The sequence below is a fragment of the Granulicella sp. WH15 genome (genome assembly GCF_009914315.1).
Classification (GTDB): Bacteria; Acidobacteriota; Terriglobia; order Terriglobales; family Acidobacteriaceae; genus Edaphobacter.
Genome location: NZ_CP042596.1, coordinates 2,007,883 through 2,021,530 on the forward strand (window position 1 = coordinate 2,007,883; position 13,648 = coordinate 2,021,530).

Consider the following 13,648-nt stretch of genomic DNA (forward strand, 5'->3'; position numbering starts at 1 on the left):
AGCCCATACCGGGCGATACTGTTCCAATCACCTAAGGACACCGTACACTCCCTTTTGGCACGCGTACGGACTTCTGACGCTTTTTTCATGACCGCTCGCCCCTCCAACCCGCGATCCGTTTCAGACTCCGGCAGCTTCGCGCGTCTGCTCGGCCGTCTGCTTGCTCTTCTGGTGCTGGTGGCATTGGCGTGGTCGTTCTGGATCTATCTCCGCATCAACAAGGTCGCCGAGCAGGATCAGGCCCAGCCCGCCGATGCCATCGCGGTCTTCGGCGCGGCGGAGTACGCCGGTCGCCCGTCGCCGGTCTTCCACGCCCGGCTCGACCACGCCGTGCAGCTCTACCGGATGCAGATCGCCCCCATCGTCATCACGCTGGGTGGCGGTGGAGACCGCGACTCGGGCAAGACTGAGGGCGGCGTGGGCCGAGACTATCTGCTGGCCAACGGCATCCCCTTCGAACGGATCATCGCCGAGACGCGCTCGACCGATACCGAGCAGCAGGTGCGCCGTCTGGCCGCCATCGCGCGCGAGAACCAGATGCACAGCATCGTGGTGGTCAGCGATCCGACCCACCTGTTCCGCATCCAGCAGCTCTGCGCCGCCGCCGGGCTGGACGTCTACACCTCGCCGCGGCCGAGCTTCGGCAACATCGGCCCGTGGGATCTGGCGATGCGGTACCTGCACGAGATCGTCAGCTACACCGCGCTGACCCTGCACCTGAACGGCAGCGTGCACCGCTGGGCCGAGGGCCGGAACGAAGATTAGATCATCCGAAACAGCAGGTAGGCGATCACGGCTGCGAAGACCGTCGAGGTGAAGTTCACCAGATCGTTGCCGAGCCATCCCTTGCGTTCAATCGTTGCGCCCAGCAGGCTGTCAAAGACCAACCCCGCCACTCCTCCCAGCAGAGCAATCCCCGCTGCTGTTCCCACTTGGGGAAACATCGCCCATGCGCCCACCAGAGCTACCAGTGCCGCTGAAACGACTCCGGCGACGGTGCCGAGGAGGCTGACCGCGCCATCGGTGCCCGGCTCGACGCGGCGCAGGCTGGTCAGCAGAAACGGCCTGCCCCCGAAGGCCTGACCGATCTCGGAGGAGACTGTGTCTGCCGTGGCCTCGGCGAGTGCGGCCAGCGCCAGCACACGGATCAGGTTGCCGAGGAACAGCGGCACCGTTGCCCTGTGAATTGTCAGAACAGGCAACGCGGCAAAAAGCCCGGCGGCCCCCAGGTTGGCGATGATCTGCGAGGCGCTCCGCCCGCGTCTACCCTCGGCGAGTCCGGCGGCGATCTTGCGCCGCTTGCCCGCGCGGGTGGCCGAGAAGGTGATGACAAAGAGTGCCAGAAGGGGAGTCAGCGCCGTGTGCATCACGCTCTGCCGCAGCCCCGAGGCGGTCCAGAAGGTCAGCAGCAGGCAGATCGAGCCTCCCGCGACGGCTGCCGCCGGGGTTGCGGCCCGCAGCCTCCAGGCCGACAGTGCGAAGATGGCGCTGACCGCCAGCTCCCGCCAGGGCACAGCCGCCCAGAGGATCGTCTCCGCGCATAACGCCGCCAGCAGAACTCCCACCACGGCCACCAGCCAGCTCGATTGCCGACGGTCTCGCTCAAGGGGGATCGGTTTTCGCCATAGTATTTCTTGAGGACTCACATTCGGTTCGGCTGCCACGCTCTCCACCCCTGCCTTGATTTACAATCGAACCTTGAGCATAGCCAAGACGGGAACACTCGTGGGAGCACTTTTGCATTCAGCAGAAAAGCAGGAAGAAGTGATGATCGTTAAGAGCGCGTCAAAGCACTCCGCCTTTTGGTCGCAGTCGGTTGCGGGTGTGGTTCTGGCCGCTGCTCTTGCAGCTACAGGCTGCGGCAACACCTACCGTCCCGTCGTCAGCTCGATCAATCCGGTCGGCCCGGCGGGCCAGGCCACCAAGTACGCCGTGGTGATCTCAAACCCCAGTGCGAATGCTCCGGGCCTGGTCACCTTCGTCGATGTATTCGGCGACTCTGTCCTGGTCGCGGCCAACATCGATCCGGTGCCGCAGTATCTGCAACTGGATTCGAGCGGAGGCACGGGCTTCACGCTCCACGCCGACGGCACGATGAACAGCTTCACCATTACGACCAGCCTGCTGACCAGCCAGGTTCTCCGGACCACGCTGCTCCCGGGTGCGAACCCCATCAGCCTGTCGCAGGTCGCGGCCAACACCTACGTTGCGGAGGGCGGTCTCAGCGCGGTTGCGCAGCTCACGGGCTCTCCTCCCGCCCTGCAACAGGAGATCCCGACCGGATCGAACCCGGTCTACACCGTCGGGGCCAACACGGCAACCCGCGTCTACGCCCTCTCGGTGGGCGACAAGACCGCTCCAGGCCTGGCCACGCCCATTGAGACCACCAGCAACACCCCCGACGCTCCGATCACGGTCGGCGTCAACCCCGTTTACGGCGTAATGACCGCAGACACGCGCCGCGCCTTCGTGATGAACAAGGGCAGCAACAGCGTCAGTGTCATCAACGCGCAGACCAACGCGCTCGATACCTTCACCAACTCCAGCAAGGTGGTCACGAGCACCATTCCCGTGGGCGTGGCGCCTGTCTGGGCCGACTTCGCCCCCACCCGCTCGGAGCTGCTCGTCGCCAACTCGGGCACCGGCACGAGCAATGGAAGCGTCAGCATCATCAGCATCCCGCTCTGCTCGACGACGGCGGTCGATAACCCGAACTGCGACCCGGCCAATCCGGTCGACGCAACCGGATTCGGCACCACCGTCGCCACGGTTCCGGTCGGCGTAAACCCGATCATGATTGCGGTTCTGCAGGACGGAACCAAGGCTTACGTCGCCAACGCGGGTAACGTCTCTGCCGGTATCGCCGGTTCGATCAGCGTTATCGACCTGAACAGCAACACGGTTACGGCCACGCTGCCTGCCGTCTCTGGCGATACCAACCTCCTCGACACCGCGGTTCACGGCCATCCGAACTGGATCGCCGTTACCACCGGCACACCCACGGGCAAGGTCTATGTCACCGCGCCGGACTCGACCGACATGACGGTCATGCGAACCGACATCGACGTTGTGACCGCGCACATCAATCTGCAGGGTAATGGAGTCGCTGTTCGCGTCACCGCTCCCTAGCCTGACCGCATCTGCTACGCAACGAGCCATCCTTCACGTCGTGGAGGATGGCTCGTTACTTTTTCACCGCTGATTACTCACCCACGTCACCCCGAGAACGGTACGAAGTACCTTTTAGGATGAAGGGCAGTGTGGGGGAGGTGGCTCCGCCCGCACTCTCGATGGTGACGTCAAATGCCTGGGCAGCGATGCTCTTCGGCAGATCCGGCAGCAGAACATGGGCGCTGCCATGCATATCCGGCTGGAAGGTTCCCGCAGGCAAAGGCGTGCCTCCATTGGCGGGAATCAGCCAAAGCTCATAGGTTATGCCGGTATGCAATGGAGCCAGGCCCTCAGCGAGAAAGACCAGTGAGCCGCTTCCGGGCAGATAGCTCACCTCTCCCTGCGGTTCCAGGTGATCGGCTGCCGATAGCGTGGCCCGCACCGTCGCCGGGTCCTCGACGGTCTCGATCACCCGGCTCGCCCGCTCAGCGCCGCTAGAACGAGTTACGACCTCTTCGGTCTGCGTCGCCATCGCGCTTCTAAGCTGCTCGCGCTGGTGGTACAGTATGCCCATCTCGACCGCCATGCCCGCAGCCAGCACCCAACCGGCCCATCCCAGCACCGTCGTCATGGGGTTTCGCGGCGGAGGTTCCTCGTCGAAGAGAGAGCGACTCGACGACGGCGCATCGGCTCCGCGGCTATGGTAGAAATCCTCCGGCGGCGTCCTCTTCTCCTCGGCCACCTGCTGCATCAGCCTCTGCCGGGCCTGCGCGGGAGGCTCCCGCATCTCGGCAGTCAGGGCGTACAGCGCGAGGTCTCCCTGTATCTCGGCCAGCACGCGCCGCGCCTCGGAGCCATGCCGTAGCAGCAACGCCAACTCGGCAGCCTCATCCGGGGGCAGAATCTGCATGGCGTACAGGGCCAAATCGTCGGGGTCGATCTGCTTGACCGGAATCATAATTGCAGGGCCTCCCTGACGGTGAGCAGCGTGCCGCGGATGCGGGCCTTGACGGCCTCGGGCTGGTCGCTTGTCACCTCGGCGATCTCGGCGTGCGTCAGGCCGTCGAAGAAGGCCATCTCGAGCGTCTTCCTCTGCCCGGCGGGCAGCGTCCGGACCGTGTCGCGCACCCGCTCGATGATGGCGTCGCGCGCGCTCTCATCGGCCAGGTTGCACGGCGGCAAAGGCGAAATCCCGTCCTCCTGATCGGTCGGCTGCCTGAGCCGCAGCAGCGCGATGGAGCGGTTACGGCTCGCAATGGCCAGCCGCCCCGGCAGGCAGTTGCTGCGGTGGCTGGCCGCCGCGGTAAAGCTCTCCGTACTGCGCCAGAGCTGCATGAACAGCTCCTGCAAGACTTCTTCCGCCAGCGCCGGGTCGCGCAGCACGCGCAGCGCCACCGAGTAGGCGATCTTTCCGTAGCGGTCGAAGATCGTAGCCATCGCGGCCTCATCGCCGCGCTGTACCAGAGCCAGCAAAGCTGCGTCGTCCTGCGGCGCTGGCATCCGCCCGTTCAGCACACCTGTATCTCCGTACATAAATGGCACCTATGAACAAAGTTAAACAATGCGAACCTGGGAGCTTGTTTTTTAAACCATACGCATGAAACCGGCGTAGGAGGAAAGGACAGAAAAAATAAACCTTCATATCTGCGAGAATCGAAGGAGTGGTGTCCTTTTAGTGAAGATCCGTCTCGATAAACTGCTCGTCGACCAGGGCCATGCCGCCTCGCGCGAGCGTGCCCAGGCCCTTATCCTTGCCGGTCGCGTCCTCGTCGATGAACAGCGCGTCGATAAGCCCGGTACTCCCGTCGCCGATACCTCTATCCTCCGCCTGCTCGGCTCGGACCTGAAGTACGTCAGCCGCGGCGGCCTCAAGCTCGAGCGTGCGCTCGAATACTGGAAGATCGACCTGACCGGCCTCGCCTGCATGGACGTCGGCGCTTCCACCGGCGGCTTTACCGACTGCATGTTGCAGTCCGGCGCGGCCTCGGTGCTCGCGGTCGATACCGGCTACGGCCAGATCGCCGAGAAGCTCCGCTCCGACCCGCGCGTCAGCCTGCGCGAGCGCACCAACGCCCGCCTGCTGACCGACGGCGAGCTGATCCAGCAGCCGCCTATCAGCTTTTTTGCAATGGACGTCTCCTTCATCTCCGCTACGCTGGTGCTTCCGGCGGTCTTGAAAGCGCTGGCCGAGGGCGATCAGCCGTGGAAGGGAAGCGCCGTCATCCTCATCAAGCCACAGTTCGAGGCGGGCAAGGAGAACGTCGGCAAGGGCGGCATCGTGCGCGACCAGGCCGCCCGCCAGCTCGCCATCGACCGCGTCTGCCACGCGACGCTCGACCTCGGCGGAACCGGCCTCGACCTCATCGATTCGCCCATTAAAGGAATGGAGGGGAACCATGAGTATCTCCTCCACGTCAGCTTTTAGCTGAACCCACGTTTTCTTCGCCACAACGGATTACACTAGCTCCTGAATGTTCAAAGCCGCCATCATCTCCAAGCCACAGAAGCCAGAGGTTGCCCATCTGCTTCCCGGCCTCATCGAGTGGCTCCGCCAGCACGACTACGAGGCCGTCCTCGATGAGGACAGCGCCGGTTATCTCGATCAGCCCGGTACTCTTCGCACCGATCTTCCGCTCTCCAAGCCACGGCTCGTCATCGTGCTCGGCGGCGACGGCACGCTGCTCTCTGCGGCCCGCGCCTTCGCCGGGACGGGCACGCCGATCCTCTCGGTCAACCTCGGGTCGCTGGGATTTCTGACGGAGATTCCGCTCTCGGACCTCTACGTGACGCTCGAAAAGTGGTGCGAGGGCGTGGCCGATATCGACCTGCGCTTCATGATGCACTGCGAGCTGTTCCGCGATGGACAAGACCGGCCTATCCGCGAGTGGGACGCGCTGAACGACGTGGTTGTGGCCAAGGGAACCATCGCCCGGATGGCCGACTACACCGTTCGGATCGACCAGCAGTTTGTGGCGACGTTCCGGGCGGATGGAATCATTGTCTCCACGCCGACCGGCTCCACGGCCTACAATCTTGCGGCCAACGGGCCTATCCTGATGTCGAGCGTGGACGCGATGGTGATTACGCCGATCTGCCCGCACCTGCTGACGATACGGCCGATTGTGGTACCGTCGGATTGCATGGTCAACATCCAGATTGAGGGCGTGCCGAACCAGACTTACCTGACCGTGGACGGGCAGGAGGCGGTGGAGCTGATGCTGGGCGATCAGGTTCACTGCGGGCGTTCGCAGTTCAGCGTGCCTCTGCTGCGGCTGCGGCCGAATGGGCTGTTCAGTGTGCTGCGGTCGAAGCTGAAGTGGGGCGTTCGTTAGTCTTTTACGCGTAGCGTCCAAGACCGCACGAAGTGCCGCCCGTCCGGCGTGAGGACGCTTTTAACGCCCTAAATGTACGACCTGCCCGACCGGGTGGCAGAAGACCTTACCATGGCTCAGGGCGATCCGGCGCTGGGCCAGCCCGGCCATCTCGGGGTCGTGCGTGACCATGACGATGGTGTGTCCGGTGCGGTGCAGGTTCTGGAGCAGGTCCGCGACGATCTTCTGATTGGCCTGATCGAGATTGCCCGTTGGCTCATCAGCTAACAAAATCGGTGGATTGTTGATGAGGGCGCGGGCGATGCAGACGCGCTGCTGCTCTCCGCCGGAAAGCTCGCTGGGCAGGTGATCGGCACGGTGCCCGAGACCGACTTTATCCAGCGCCGCACGGGCTTCTACCGCATCCGTCATGGAATGGAAGTACTGCGCGAGCATTACGTTCTCAAGCGCTGACAAATAAGGAATTAGGTGGAACTGCTGGAAGATGAAGCCGATCTTGTCCGCACGGAAGCGGTCCAACTCCGTGGCGGACATTCCAGCCACGTCGATGCCGTCGATCTTCAGCTCGCCGGTGGTGGGGCGGTCGAGGCAGCCCAGCAGGTTGACCAGCGTGCTCTTGCCCGAGCCGGAGGGGCCGGTGATGGCGACCCACTCGCCCTTGACGATGGAGAAGGTGGCGTCGTCGAGCGCGCGGACCGGCTCGCCGCGCCCGGAGTACTCGCGGCAGACGCCTTCGAGGGCGATGACGGCGCACTCGGCGCGGGTGGTGCCCTTGTTCAGGGAGGTCATGACTTCGGCTGCCATGTTATTACCTTACTCGCCTTTCAGCAGGGCCGCAGGCTCCAGCCTGCGGAGAACCTGCACGGGAAACAGCGCGGCCAGCGCGGCGATGAGGAGGTTGAGCACGAGGACCAGGGGCAGGACCTGGATGCGCGGAAGCGTGGCGGTGTGGAAGTTGGCCTCGCTGATGACCCAGGCTAGCGCCGAGCCGACGAAGTAGCCCAGGGCGACACCGCCTGAGGCGAGCAGCAGCGTTTCGAGCAGGAAGAGGCTCATCATCTGGCGCTCGCTACCACCGAGGGCCTTCATCAGGGCGAAGTCGCGGCGGCGCTCTAGCACGCTGGCCGAGAGCGTCGCCAGCACCGAGACGGCGACCGTGAGGGCGATCAGCAGGACCGCGCCGAACATGAGCGCGTGGGTCTTATCGACGATGCGGGACTCGCCTTCGACGAGCTGACGGACTGGTTCGACCTGAAGGCCCGGCAGCGCGGTTCGGAGGCGGTCGATGGTGGATTCGACCTGCGCGGCAGAGCCGGGGATCTGTAGCTCAAGGACGCTGGGGGAGACGTTCGTCCAGGCTGTGAAGGCCGCGAGCGGCAGGTAGATGCGGCTGTCCTCGTCGCCGCCGGTCTTGACGCGGCCGGAGCCGGTGAAGGTGGCGGATTTGCCCGCGAAGGTGAGCTTGACGGCGTGCTCGTCGGCGACGAATCCGGCGGCGCGCTGGCCCAGCAGGGCGGCATCGGGGGCGGTGGGCCAGCTTGCGACCTGCCACCAGGAATCCAGCTTGTGGATGGCGGGGAAGTCGACCCCGGCGACGACGACCGGGGTGTTGCGGTCGGTGGTGGCGACGGCGTAGGCGAACTCGGCGAGGGTGGCTTCGGGGCCAGCGGTTTGGCGGGCCTTGGCTATTGCCGGGGCGTCGATGCCGCTGCTTCCTTTAGGGGCTGAGACGACGACGTTGGCCCCGAAGCTGCGGAACTCGTGGTGGAGCTTCTGGTCGAGGTCGGCGTAGAGGGTGAGGAGCGCGGTGGCGACTCCTGCGGAGACGGTGAGGGCGATGAGCGCGGAGAGGCTGCGGGCGCGGCGGTGGATGAGCGAGCGGCGCAGGACGTGGGTCAGCGTCAGTTTGGGCGTCATGCGTCTGCCCTCAGGATCGCGGTCGGGTCCATGCGCAGCGCGGCGCGGATGGAGGGGGTGGACCCGGCGATGGCGACGATGAGGGCCATCGCGACGACCACTGGAAGCAGCACGGGGTTCAGGACCGGGCCGGTCGCGCCGCCCGCGTCCCCGGCGAAGATTCTGGCTCCGAGCCACCAGGCCAGAGTGGAACCAGCCAGGTAGCCAAGTGCTCCGGCGAAGACGGCGAGCAGGCCGGTCTCGGAGTAGAAGAGCAGCGCGATGGCTCCGCGGCTGGCTCCGAGCGAGCGCATGAGGCCGATCTCGCCGCGCCGCTCGAGGATGGCGGTGGCCATGGCGGCGGAGACGGCGAATCCGGCGGCGAGCAGGGCGGCGGCGCTGACCAGCCACATGAGGCCGCCGATCTTTTCGAGCAGCGAGCCTTCGGACTGCTCGACGCGGCGGACCTGCTCGGCCTGTGCGCCGGGGATGGCCTCGCGGACCTGGTAGGCGATGGAGTTGGCGTAGGGGCGGCAGTACCAGATCTCGCGCTGCGCGGCGGGCAGGGTGTCTGGGTCCTTGCGGGCGAAGGCGTCTTCGGGGCGGGTCTTGGCGGATATTTCTACGCGGGAGATGGCGTCGGGGTGGCCGGAGAGCGTCTGTGCGGCAGCCAGCGGGAGGAGGATCTGGCTATCTTCGGGACCGGCGGTGTCGGCTATGCCGGTGATCTTGTAGGTTGTTTGCGCAGAAGTGAAGGTGTCGCCGGGGTGGAGATTCAGTTTGGCGGCAAGTTCATGGCCCAGGACGGCTTCGTTATCGGCTGCGGGCCACGCTCCGGTGAGCTTCCATGACGGGTGGAGTTCGGGTGCTCCGGTGAGCGCGCTGCCGTTGCCGAAGGGGTGGTGGAACCAGAGTCCTGTGGCGGGTACGGACTGGCCCGCGAGCTGGAGGGTGAAGGGAAGCTCGGGGCTTAGGCCGGTGATGTTGTTGGCCCAGAAGATGGTCTTCAGCTTGTCGAGCGAGGACTCCTTGAGGTAGGCTCCGCCGGTCGAGGGCTTGAGGTCAACGCCGCCGACCTTGACCTCGAGCTGGTCGGCCTGGGGGAAGACGACGATGTTCGCGCCGTAGACGGCCAGCTCGCGGTGGATGCGGTCGCCGATGGTGGTGGCGAGGGCGAGCATGGCGGTGACGGCGGTGGTGCCGAGCAGGATTGCCACACCGGCCAGGGCCTTGCGGCGGCGCTGGCGGACGAAGGACTCGTAGAGAAGGCGGAGGAACATCTACCGAGCCTCCCAAAGGTGCATGACATGGCAAACCCCTCTCGTCTTGGAGAGGGGCGCGAGGCTCAGGAGATGACTCGTTCCGGGCATCACTTTTCGAAGTGCGGGACCAGCGCCTTGAGGTCGGATGCGGCGATGACGATCTGGCCACCGCCCGCGGTGGACTTGAGCGGGATGGGGTTGCAGCCGCCGGGCTGGCCCATCGACGCGGCGTTCAGGGGCGACGCGCACATCTTGCAGGTGATGCCCTGGGCACCGATGTAGAAGCCGACCGGACCGCAGATCTGGCAGGCGTCGGCGACCGAGACGATGTTGCCGTCGGGCTTCTTGTAGAGCAGGAAGCGGACCTCGGGGGAGCCGCCCTTTCCGTCGTCGATGTGGACGCCGAAGCGGTGGAGCTTGTCGTCGTTGATGGCGGCGGTGGGCAGGGTGACCTGGTCGCCGACCAGCGTTACCGCCGAGGTGGGGCTGAGGGCCGTGGAGCTTTTGGCGTAGATGAACTCGGCCGTCGAGAGGAAGATGAAGAGGAAGCTGGTGGAGACGACGGCGGTCATCCACATGCGCTCGCGGCGCTGGCTCCACTGGGCACGGCGACGGTCGGCGGCGGTGGCGTCGGCGGGCAGGGCCTCGGGCGCGCGGCGGCGCTGCTCCATCAGGATCATGAGCCCGGCGAGCGCCAGCATGGTGACGAAGAAGAAGAGGTCGTTGCGGACGATGGGGCCGATGAAGCGCATCTCGGCGGCGCTGGAGGGCAGGACGCCGTTCTCCGACAGCTCGTGCAGGCCCGAGACCAGAAGCTGGAAGGTGACGAAGTAGAGGATGACCGAGGTGACGCGGAAGAAGCGTTGCAGGTTGATCCGGACGCTGCCGCGGATGAAGAGCACGCCGAAGACGACCGATACGGCGATGCCGAGCAGGGTTCCGGTGAAGCTGAGCAGCTCGGTGGAGTTGAGCGAGACGGCTGAGAGGATCAGGACCGTTTCGACGCCTTCGCGCAGGACAAGCAGGAAGACGAAGAAGAAGAGGCCGAGCTTCGAGACTCCGGCTCCGCCGGTGTATTTCGCTACTTTGGCTTCGATCTCGCCCTTCATGGAGCGGGCCGTCTTGTGCATGAACCAGATCATGCTGATGACGAAGGCCGCGGCGGCCAGCATCACCCAGCCCTCGAAGACGTCGGAGTTGAACTGGGTGCGGGCCAGGACCACGGCACCGGCGACGCTGGCCGCGATGGCCGAGGCGAGCGCCCAGAAGACGGTCTTTTTCAGCTCTGGCCGACCGATCTTCGAGAGATAGGCAAAGACGATTCCGACGATCAGGGAAGCTTCCACGCCCTCGCGCAGCGTGATGATAAAAGCCTGCAACATTTGCCCATCCACCTCTCTGGCTGCCGCCGCAGGTTCTCTGCTTGAACGGAGCCAGGCGTACCGCCGAACACGCTCTAAAGCTGTTCGGTCCCAGAGTTTAGTGTAATCAGGACTAATTTGGTCGTCAATTATTGAAGAGGGTCAATTTGCACTGGGTTCATATAAAAACTATTGGCATAGGAGATGCTGGGAGATATGCGTATTCTTCGTCTTTTATTTTGCGGCTTTTTGCTGCTTGGGGGAGCTGTTGTCCAGTGTGTGGCCCAGGCTCCGGCTACGATTTACCTGATCCGCCACGCGGAGAAGTTATACGACGGCAGGGAGGATCTTTCGGAGGCGGGATTTGCCCGAGCGGCGGTGCTGGCTCAGCTCTTTATTCCGCCCGCCGGAAGCAGCCTGGTGCCGCTTGAAAGGCCGCAGGTTCTGATCGCGACCCATGCCAGCAAGAAGAGCAACCGTCCGGTGGAGACGATTACGCCGCTGGCGAAGGCGCTGGGTCTACTCATCGAGAGCAATATTATGAACGACGACTACCCGGAGCTGGCGAAGGAGCTGCTGAGCGGCAAGTATGCGGGGAAGATCGTGCTGGTCTCGTGGCACCACGGCAATATTCCGGCGCTAGCAAAGGCATTGGGGGCGACTCCGCCGTATAGCCCGTGGCCGGAGATGCAGTTCGACCGGATATGGCGGATCGACTATCACGCAGGCAAGGCGACCCTGACGGACCTGCCGCAGGCGCTGATGCCGGGTGATTCCAAGTAGGACGTTTGTTCCGGATAGCGGGTTTGTGGATGCCGGGCCTGTGGGCAAACGTGTATCTTCGTGGCCGAAGAGTTTTTCGGGATGCGGAGGTATCGGGTTGATCTCACGACGGGCGGTTTTGCAGGGGAGTGCGGCTTTGGCGGCGATGGCGGGGTGGCAGAGGGGCTGGCCTCTGCCTGCTTCGGTGCCTATTGGACTGCAGCTCTATAGCGTTGGTGCCGAACTGAAGCAGGATGTGCCGGGGACGCTCCGGCGGGTCAGGGAGATCGGCTACACGATGGTGGAGACGGCGGGCATCGCAGGGCTTACCGGCAAGGAGTTTCGGGCGCAACTGGACCGGGCCGGGCTGGTGTGCCACAGCGCGCATATGCAGCTCAAGAGCAGCAAGTCGGAGCTGAGCGAGAGCGAGGTGGGGCCGCTCTTCGATGAGGCTCATGCGATAGGAGCGCATTATGTCGTCTGCTCGGGGATCTTTGCCGCTAATGCTGTTAGCGGGGCAGAGACGCTCGACGACTTCAAGGTGCTGGCGGACCGGGTGAACGCGCTGGCGCTCAAGGCTAAAAAGGCCGGGTTGCAGTATGCGTATCACAACCATAACTTCGAGTTCCGCAAGGTGGAGGGCGGCAGGGTCGGCTACGACGTGCTGCTGGAGCGGACCGAGAAGGGACTGGTGGATATGGAGCTGGACTGCGGCTGGGTGGTCGTGGCCGGGTATGATCCGGCTGATTACTTCAGGCGCTATCCGGGGCGATACAAGATGCTGCACATTAAGGACTTTGTCTCGGGTACGGGGCCGACGATCGCGCGCAGTTCCGCCGAACGGCCAAAGGGAACCGAGCTGGGGCGTGGGCACATCGACTACCGGCCCATTTTGAGGGCGGCCAAGGAGGCCGGTATTCACGACTACTACGTGGAGCAGGAGCCGCCGTTTCTGGAGATGAAGGCGCTCGATGCGGTGAAGGTGGACTACGAGTATCTGAGGGCGCTCTGAGGATGAATCGTCGTGAGTTGGGCAGAATGATGGCGGGTGCGGCGGCTGCGATGGCCGTGCCGGGGTGGGCGCAGGGCAATGCGGCTGCAAAGGGTGTGCGTTTTTCCTTCATGCTGTGGGCGATTGAGAAGCCCGCGGGCTTCGACCGCGCCGTGGAGATGGTGGCCGAGGCCGGTTATCAGGGGATCGAGCTGACGGGTGAGTTCCAGAAGTGGACGCCCGAGGAGCGGACTCGCGTGATGGCGAAGCTGCGCAGGCTGGGGCTGGTCATCGACTCGATGAGCGGCGTGCGTGCGGCCTTTGCGGTACCGGAGGAGCGAAAACTCTTCGTGACGCAGTTCGCTGAGCACTTGAGGTTTGCGAAGGAGCTGGAGTGTCCGCAGGTGATCCTGCTCTCGGGCAGGCGGTCGGAGACGGTGTCGATGGCCGATCAGCGCGTGATCGCCATCGAGAACCTGAAGCGTGCGGCGGAGATGGCGGCTAAGGAGAAGATCGAGATCGTCATCGAGCCGATTGATTTTATCGAGCGCCCGAATGTCTTTCTGGCCAGCGTGACCGATGGCTTCGAGATTGCGGCGGCGGTGAATGCGCCCAATCTGAAGGTGCTCTACGACCTTTATCACGAGCAGCGGAGCTTCGGGAACCTGATCGAGAAGCTGGAGAAGAACATCGACCGGGTGGGCCTGATCCATGTGGCCGAGGTGCCGGGACGGCACGAGCCGGGGACGGGCGAGATTGATTTTGACCCGATCTACCGCAAGCTGCGGGAGCTGAAGTACAACCGCTGGATCGCGATGGAGTTCTACCCGACCGAGGAGCCGGTGGCATCGCTGAAGAAGGCTCGGCTGGGAGCGGAGAAGGAACTTGGGATGCTCTGAGGAGGATCTTCTCCGCTGGTCTGTATGCGCTGGC

Annotated in this window: 14 protein-coding genes; 7 read left to right on the plus strand and 7 right to left on the minus strand. The window is 64.3% G+C overall.

Going from position 1 to position 13,648, the window contains the following annotated elements; genetic code table 11:
* Positions 1 to 87 precede the first annotated feature (87 nt).
* Positions 88 to 765 (plus strand): YdcF family protein, encoded by a 678-nt coding sequence (locus FTO74_RS08345; protein WP_162537728.1) that lies wholly within the window; start codon positions 88 to 90, stop codon positions 763 to 765.
* On the opposite strand, the gene FTO74_RS08350 is transcribed toward FTO74_RS08345, so the two are convergent.
* On the minus strand, positions 762 to 1,664 hold the full coding sequence (locus FTO74_RS08350; RefSeq protein WP_162537729.1) for a DUF92 domain-containing protein: 903 nt from the start codon (positions 1,662 to 1,664) through the stop codon (positions 762 to 764). The two genes, FTO74_RS08345 and FTO74_RS08350, sit on opposite strands and share 4 nt — an antisense overlap.
* 103 nt (positions 1,665 to 1,767) lie before the next feature.
* Here FTO74_RS08350 and FTO74_RS08355 point away from each other — a divergent pair, with 103 nt between their 5' ends.
* Positions 1,768 to 3,129 carry a YncE family protein gene (locus FTO74_RS08355; RefSeq protein WP_255462577.1) on the plus strand — a complete coding sequence of 454 codons (1,362 nt, stop codon included), beginning with the start codon at positions 1,768 to 1,770 and terminating at the stop codon, positions 3,127 to 3,129.
* A gap of 73 nt (positions 3,130 to 3,202) precedes the next feature.
* On the opposite strand, the gene FTO74_RS08360 is transcribed toward FTO74_RS08355, so the two are convergent.
* Complete coding sequence (locus FTO74_RS08360; RefSeq protein WP_162537730.1) at positions 3,203 to 4,069, minus strand: anti-sigma factor; 867 nt, start codon at positions 4,067 to 4,069, stop codon at positions 3,203 to 3,205.
* On the minus strand, positions 4,066 to 4,644 hold the full coding sequence (locus FTO74_RS08365; RefSeq protein WP_162537731.1) for a sigma-70 family RNA polymerase sigma factor: 579 nt from the start codon (positions 4,642 to 4,644) through the stop codon (positions 4,066 to 4,068). Before FTO74_RS08365 ends, FTO74_RS08360 begins: the two co-directional genes overlap by 4 nt.
* 142 nt (positions 4,645 to 4,786) lie before the next feature.
* Between FTO74_RS08365 and FTO74_RS08370 the strand changes: the two genes are divergently transcribed.
* Complete coding sequence (locus tag FTO74_RS08370; RefSeq protein ID WP_162537732.1) at positions 4,787 to 5,536, plus strand: TlyA family RNA methyltransferase; 750 nt, start codon at positions 4,787 to 4,789, stop codon at positions 5,534 to 5,536.
* A 46-nt stretch (positions 5,537 to 5,582) separates the two neighbouring features.
* Entirely contained in the window at positions 5,583 to 6,443 is an 861-nt protein-coding gene (locus FTO74_RS08375; RefSeq protein WP_162537733.1) for an NAD(+)/NADH kinase, read from the plus strand.
* Between the two features lie 60 nt (positions 6,444 to 6,503).
* On the opposite strand, the gene FTO74_RS08380 is transcribed toward FTO74_RS08375, so the two are convergent.
* From FTO74_RS08380 to FTO74_RS08395, 4 genes are all read right to left on the minus strand, one after another.
* Positions 6,504 to 7,247 carry an ABC transporter ATP-binding protein gene (locus FTO74_RS08380; protein WP_255462578.1) on the minus strand — a complete coding sequence of 248 codons (744 nt, stop codon included), beginning with the start codon at positions 7,245 to 7,247 and terminating at the stop codon, positions 6,504 to 6,506.
* 9 nt (positions 7,248 to 7,256) lie between these two features.
* Complete coding sequence (locus tag FTO74_RS08385; RefSeq protein ID WP_162537734.1) at positions 7,257 to 8,360, minus strand: FtsX-like permease family protein; 1,104 nt, start codon at positions 8,358 to 8,360, stop codon at positions 7,257 to 7,259.
* On the minus strand, positions 8,357 to 9,619 hold the full coding sequence (locus FTO74_RS08390) for an ABC transporter permease (protein ID WP_162537735.1): 1,263 nt from the start codon (positions 9,617 to 9,619) through the stop codon (positions 8,357 to 8,359). Before FTO74_RS08390 ends, FTO74_RS08385 begins: the two co-directional genes overlap by 4 nt.
* Before the next feature lie 89 nt (positions 9,620 to 9,708).
* Positions 9,709 to 10,983: a Fe-S-containing protein gene (locus tag FTO74_RS08395; RefSeq protein ID WP_162537736.1), complete on the minus strand. Its 1,275-nt coding sequence runs from the start codon at positions 10,981 to 10,983 to the stop codon at positions 9,709 to 9,711.
* Positions 10,984 to 11,178: 195 nt separating this feature from the next.
* Here FTO74_RS08395 and FTO74_RS08400 point away from each other — a divergent pair, with 195 nt between their 5' ends.
* The 3 genes from FTO74_RS08400 (at position 11,179) to FTO74_RS08410 (ending at position 13,614) form a co-directional block, all read left to right on the plus strand.
* The gene (locus tag FTO74_RS08400; RefSeq protein ID WP_162537737.1) at positions 11,179 to 11,745 is read left to right on the plus strand and encodes a histidine phosphatase family protein; all 567 of its coding nucleotides are present in this window, start codon (positions 11,179 to 11,181) and stop codon (positions 11,743 to 11,745) included.
* A 97-nt stretch (positions 11,746 to 11,842) separates the two neighbouring features.
* On the plus strand, positions 11,843 to 12,736 hold the full coding sequence (locus FTO74_RS08405) for a sugar phosphate isomerase/epimerase (protein WP_162537738.1): 894 nt from the start codon (positions 11,843 to 11,845) through the stop codon (positions 12,734 to 12,736).
* Between the two features lie 2 nt (positions 12,737 to 12,738).
* Complete coding sequence (locus FTO74_RS08410; RefSeq protein WP_162537739.1) at positions 12,739 to 13,614, plus strand: TIM barrel protein; 876 nt, start codon at positions 12,739 to 12,741, stop codon at positions 13,612 to 13,614.
* Positions 13,615 to 13,648 lie beyond the last annotated feature (34 nt).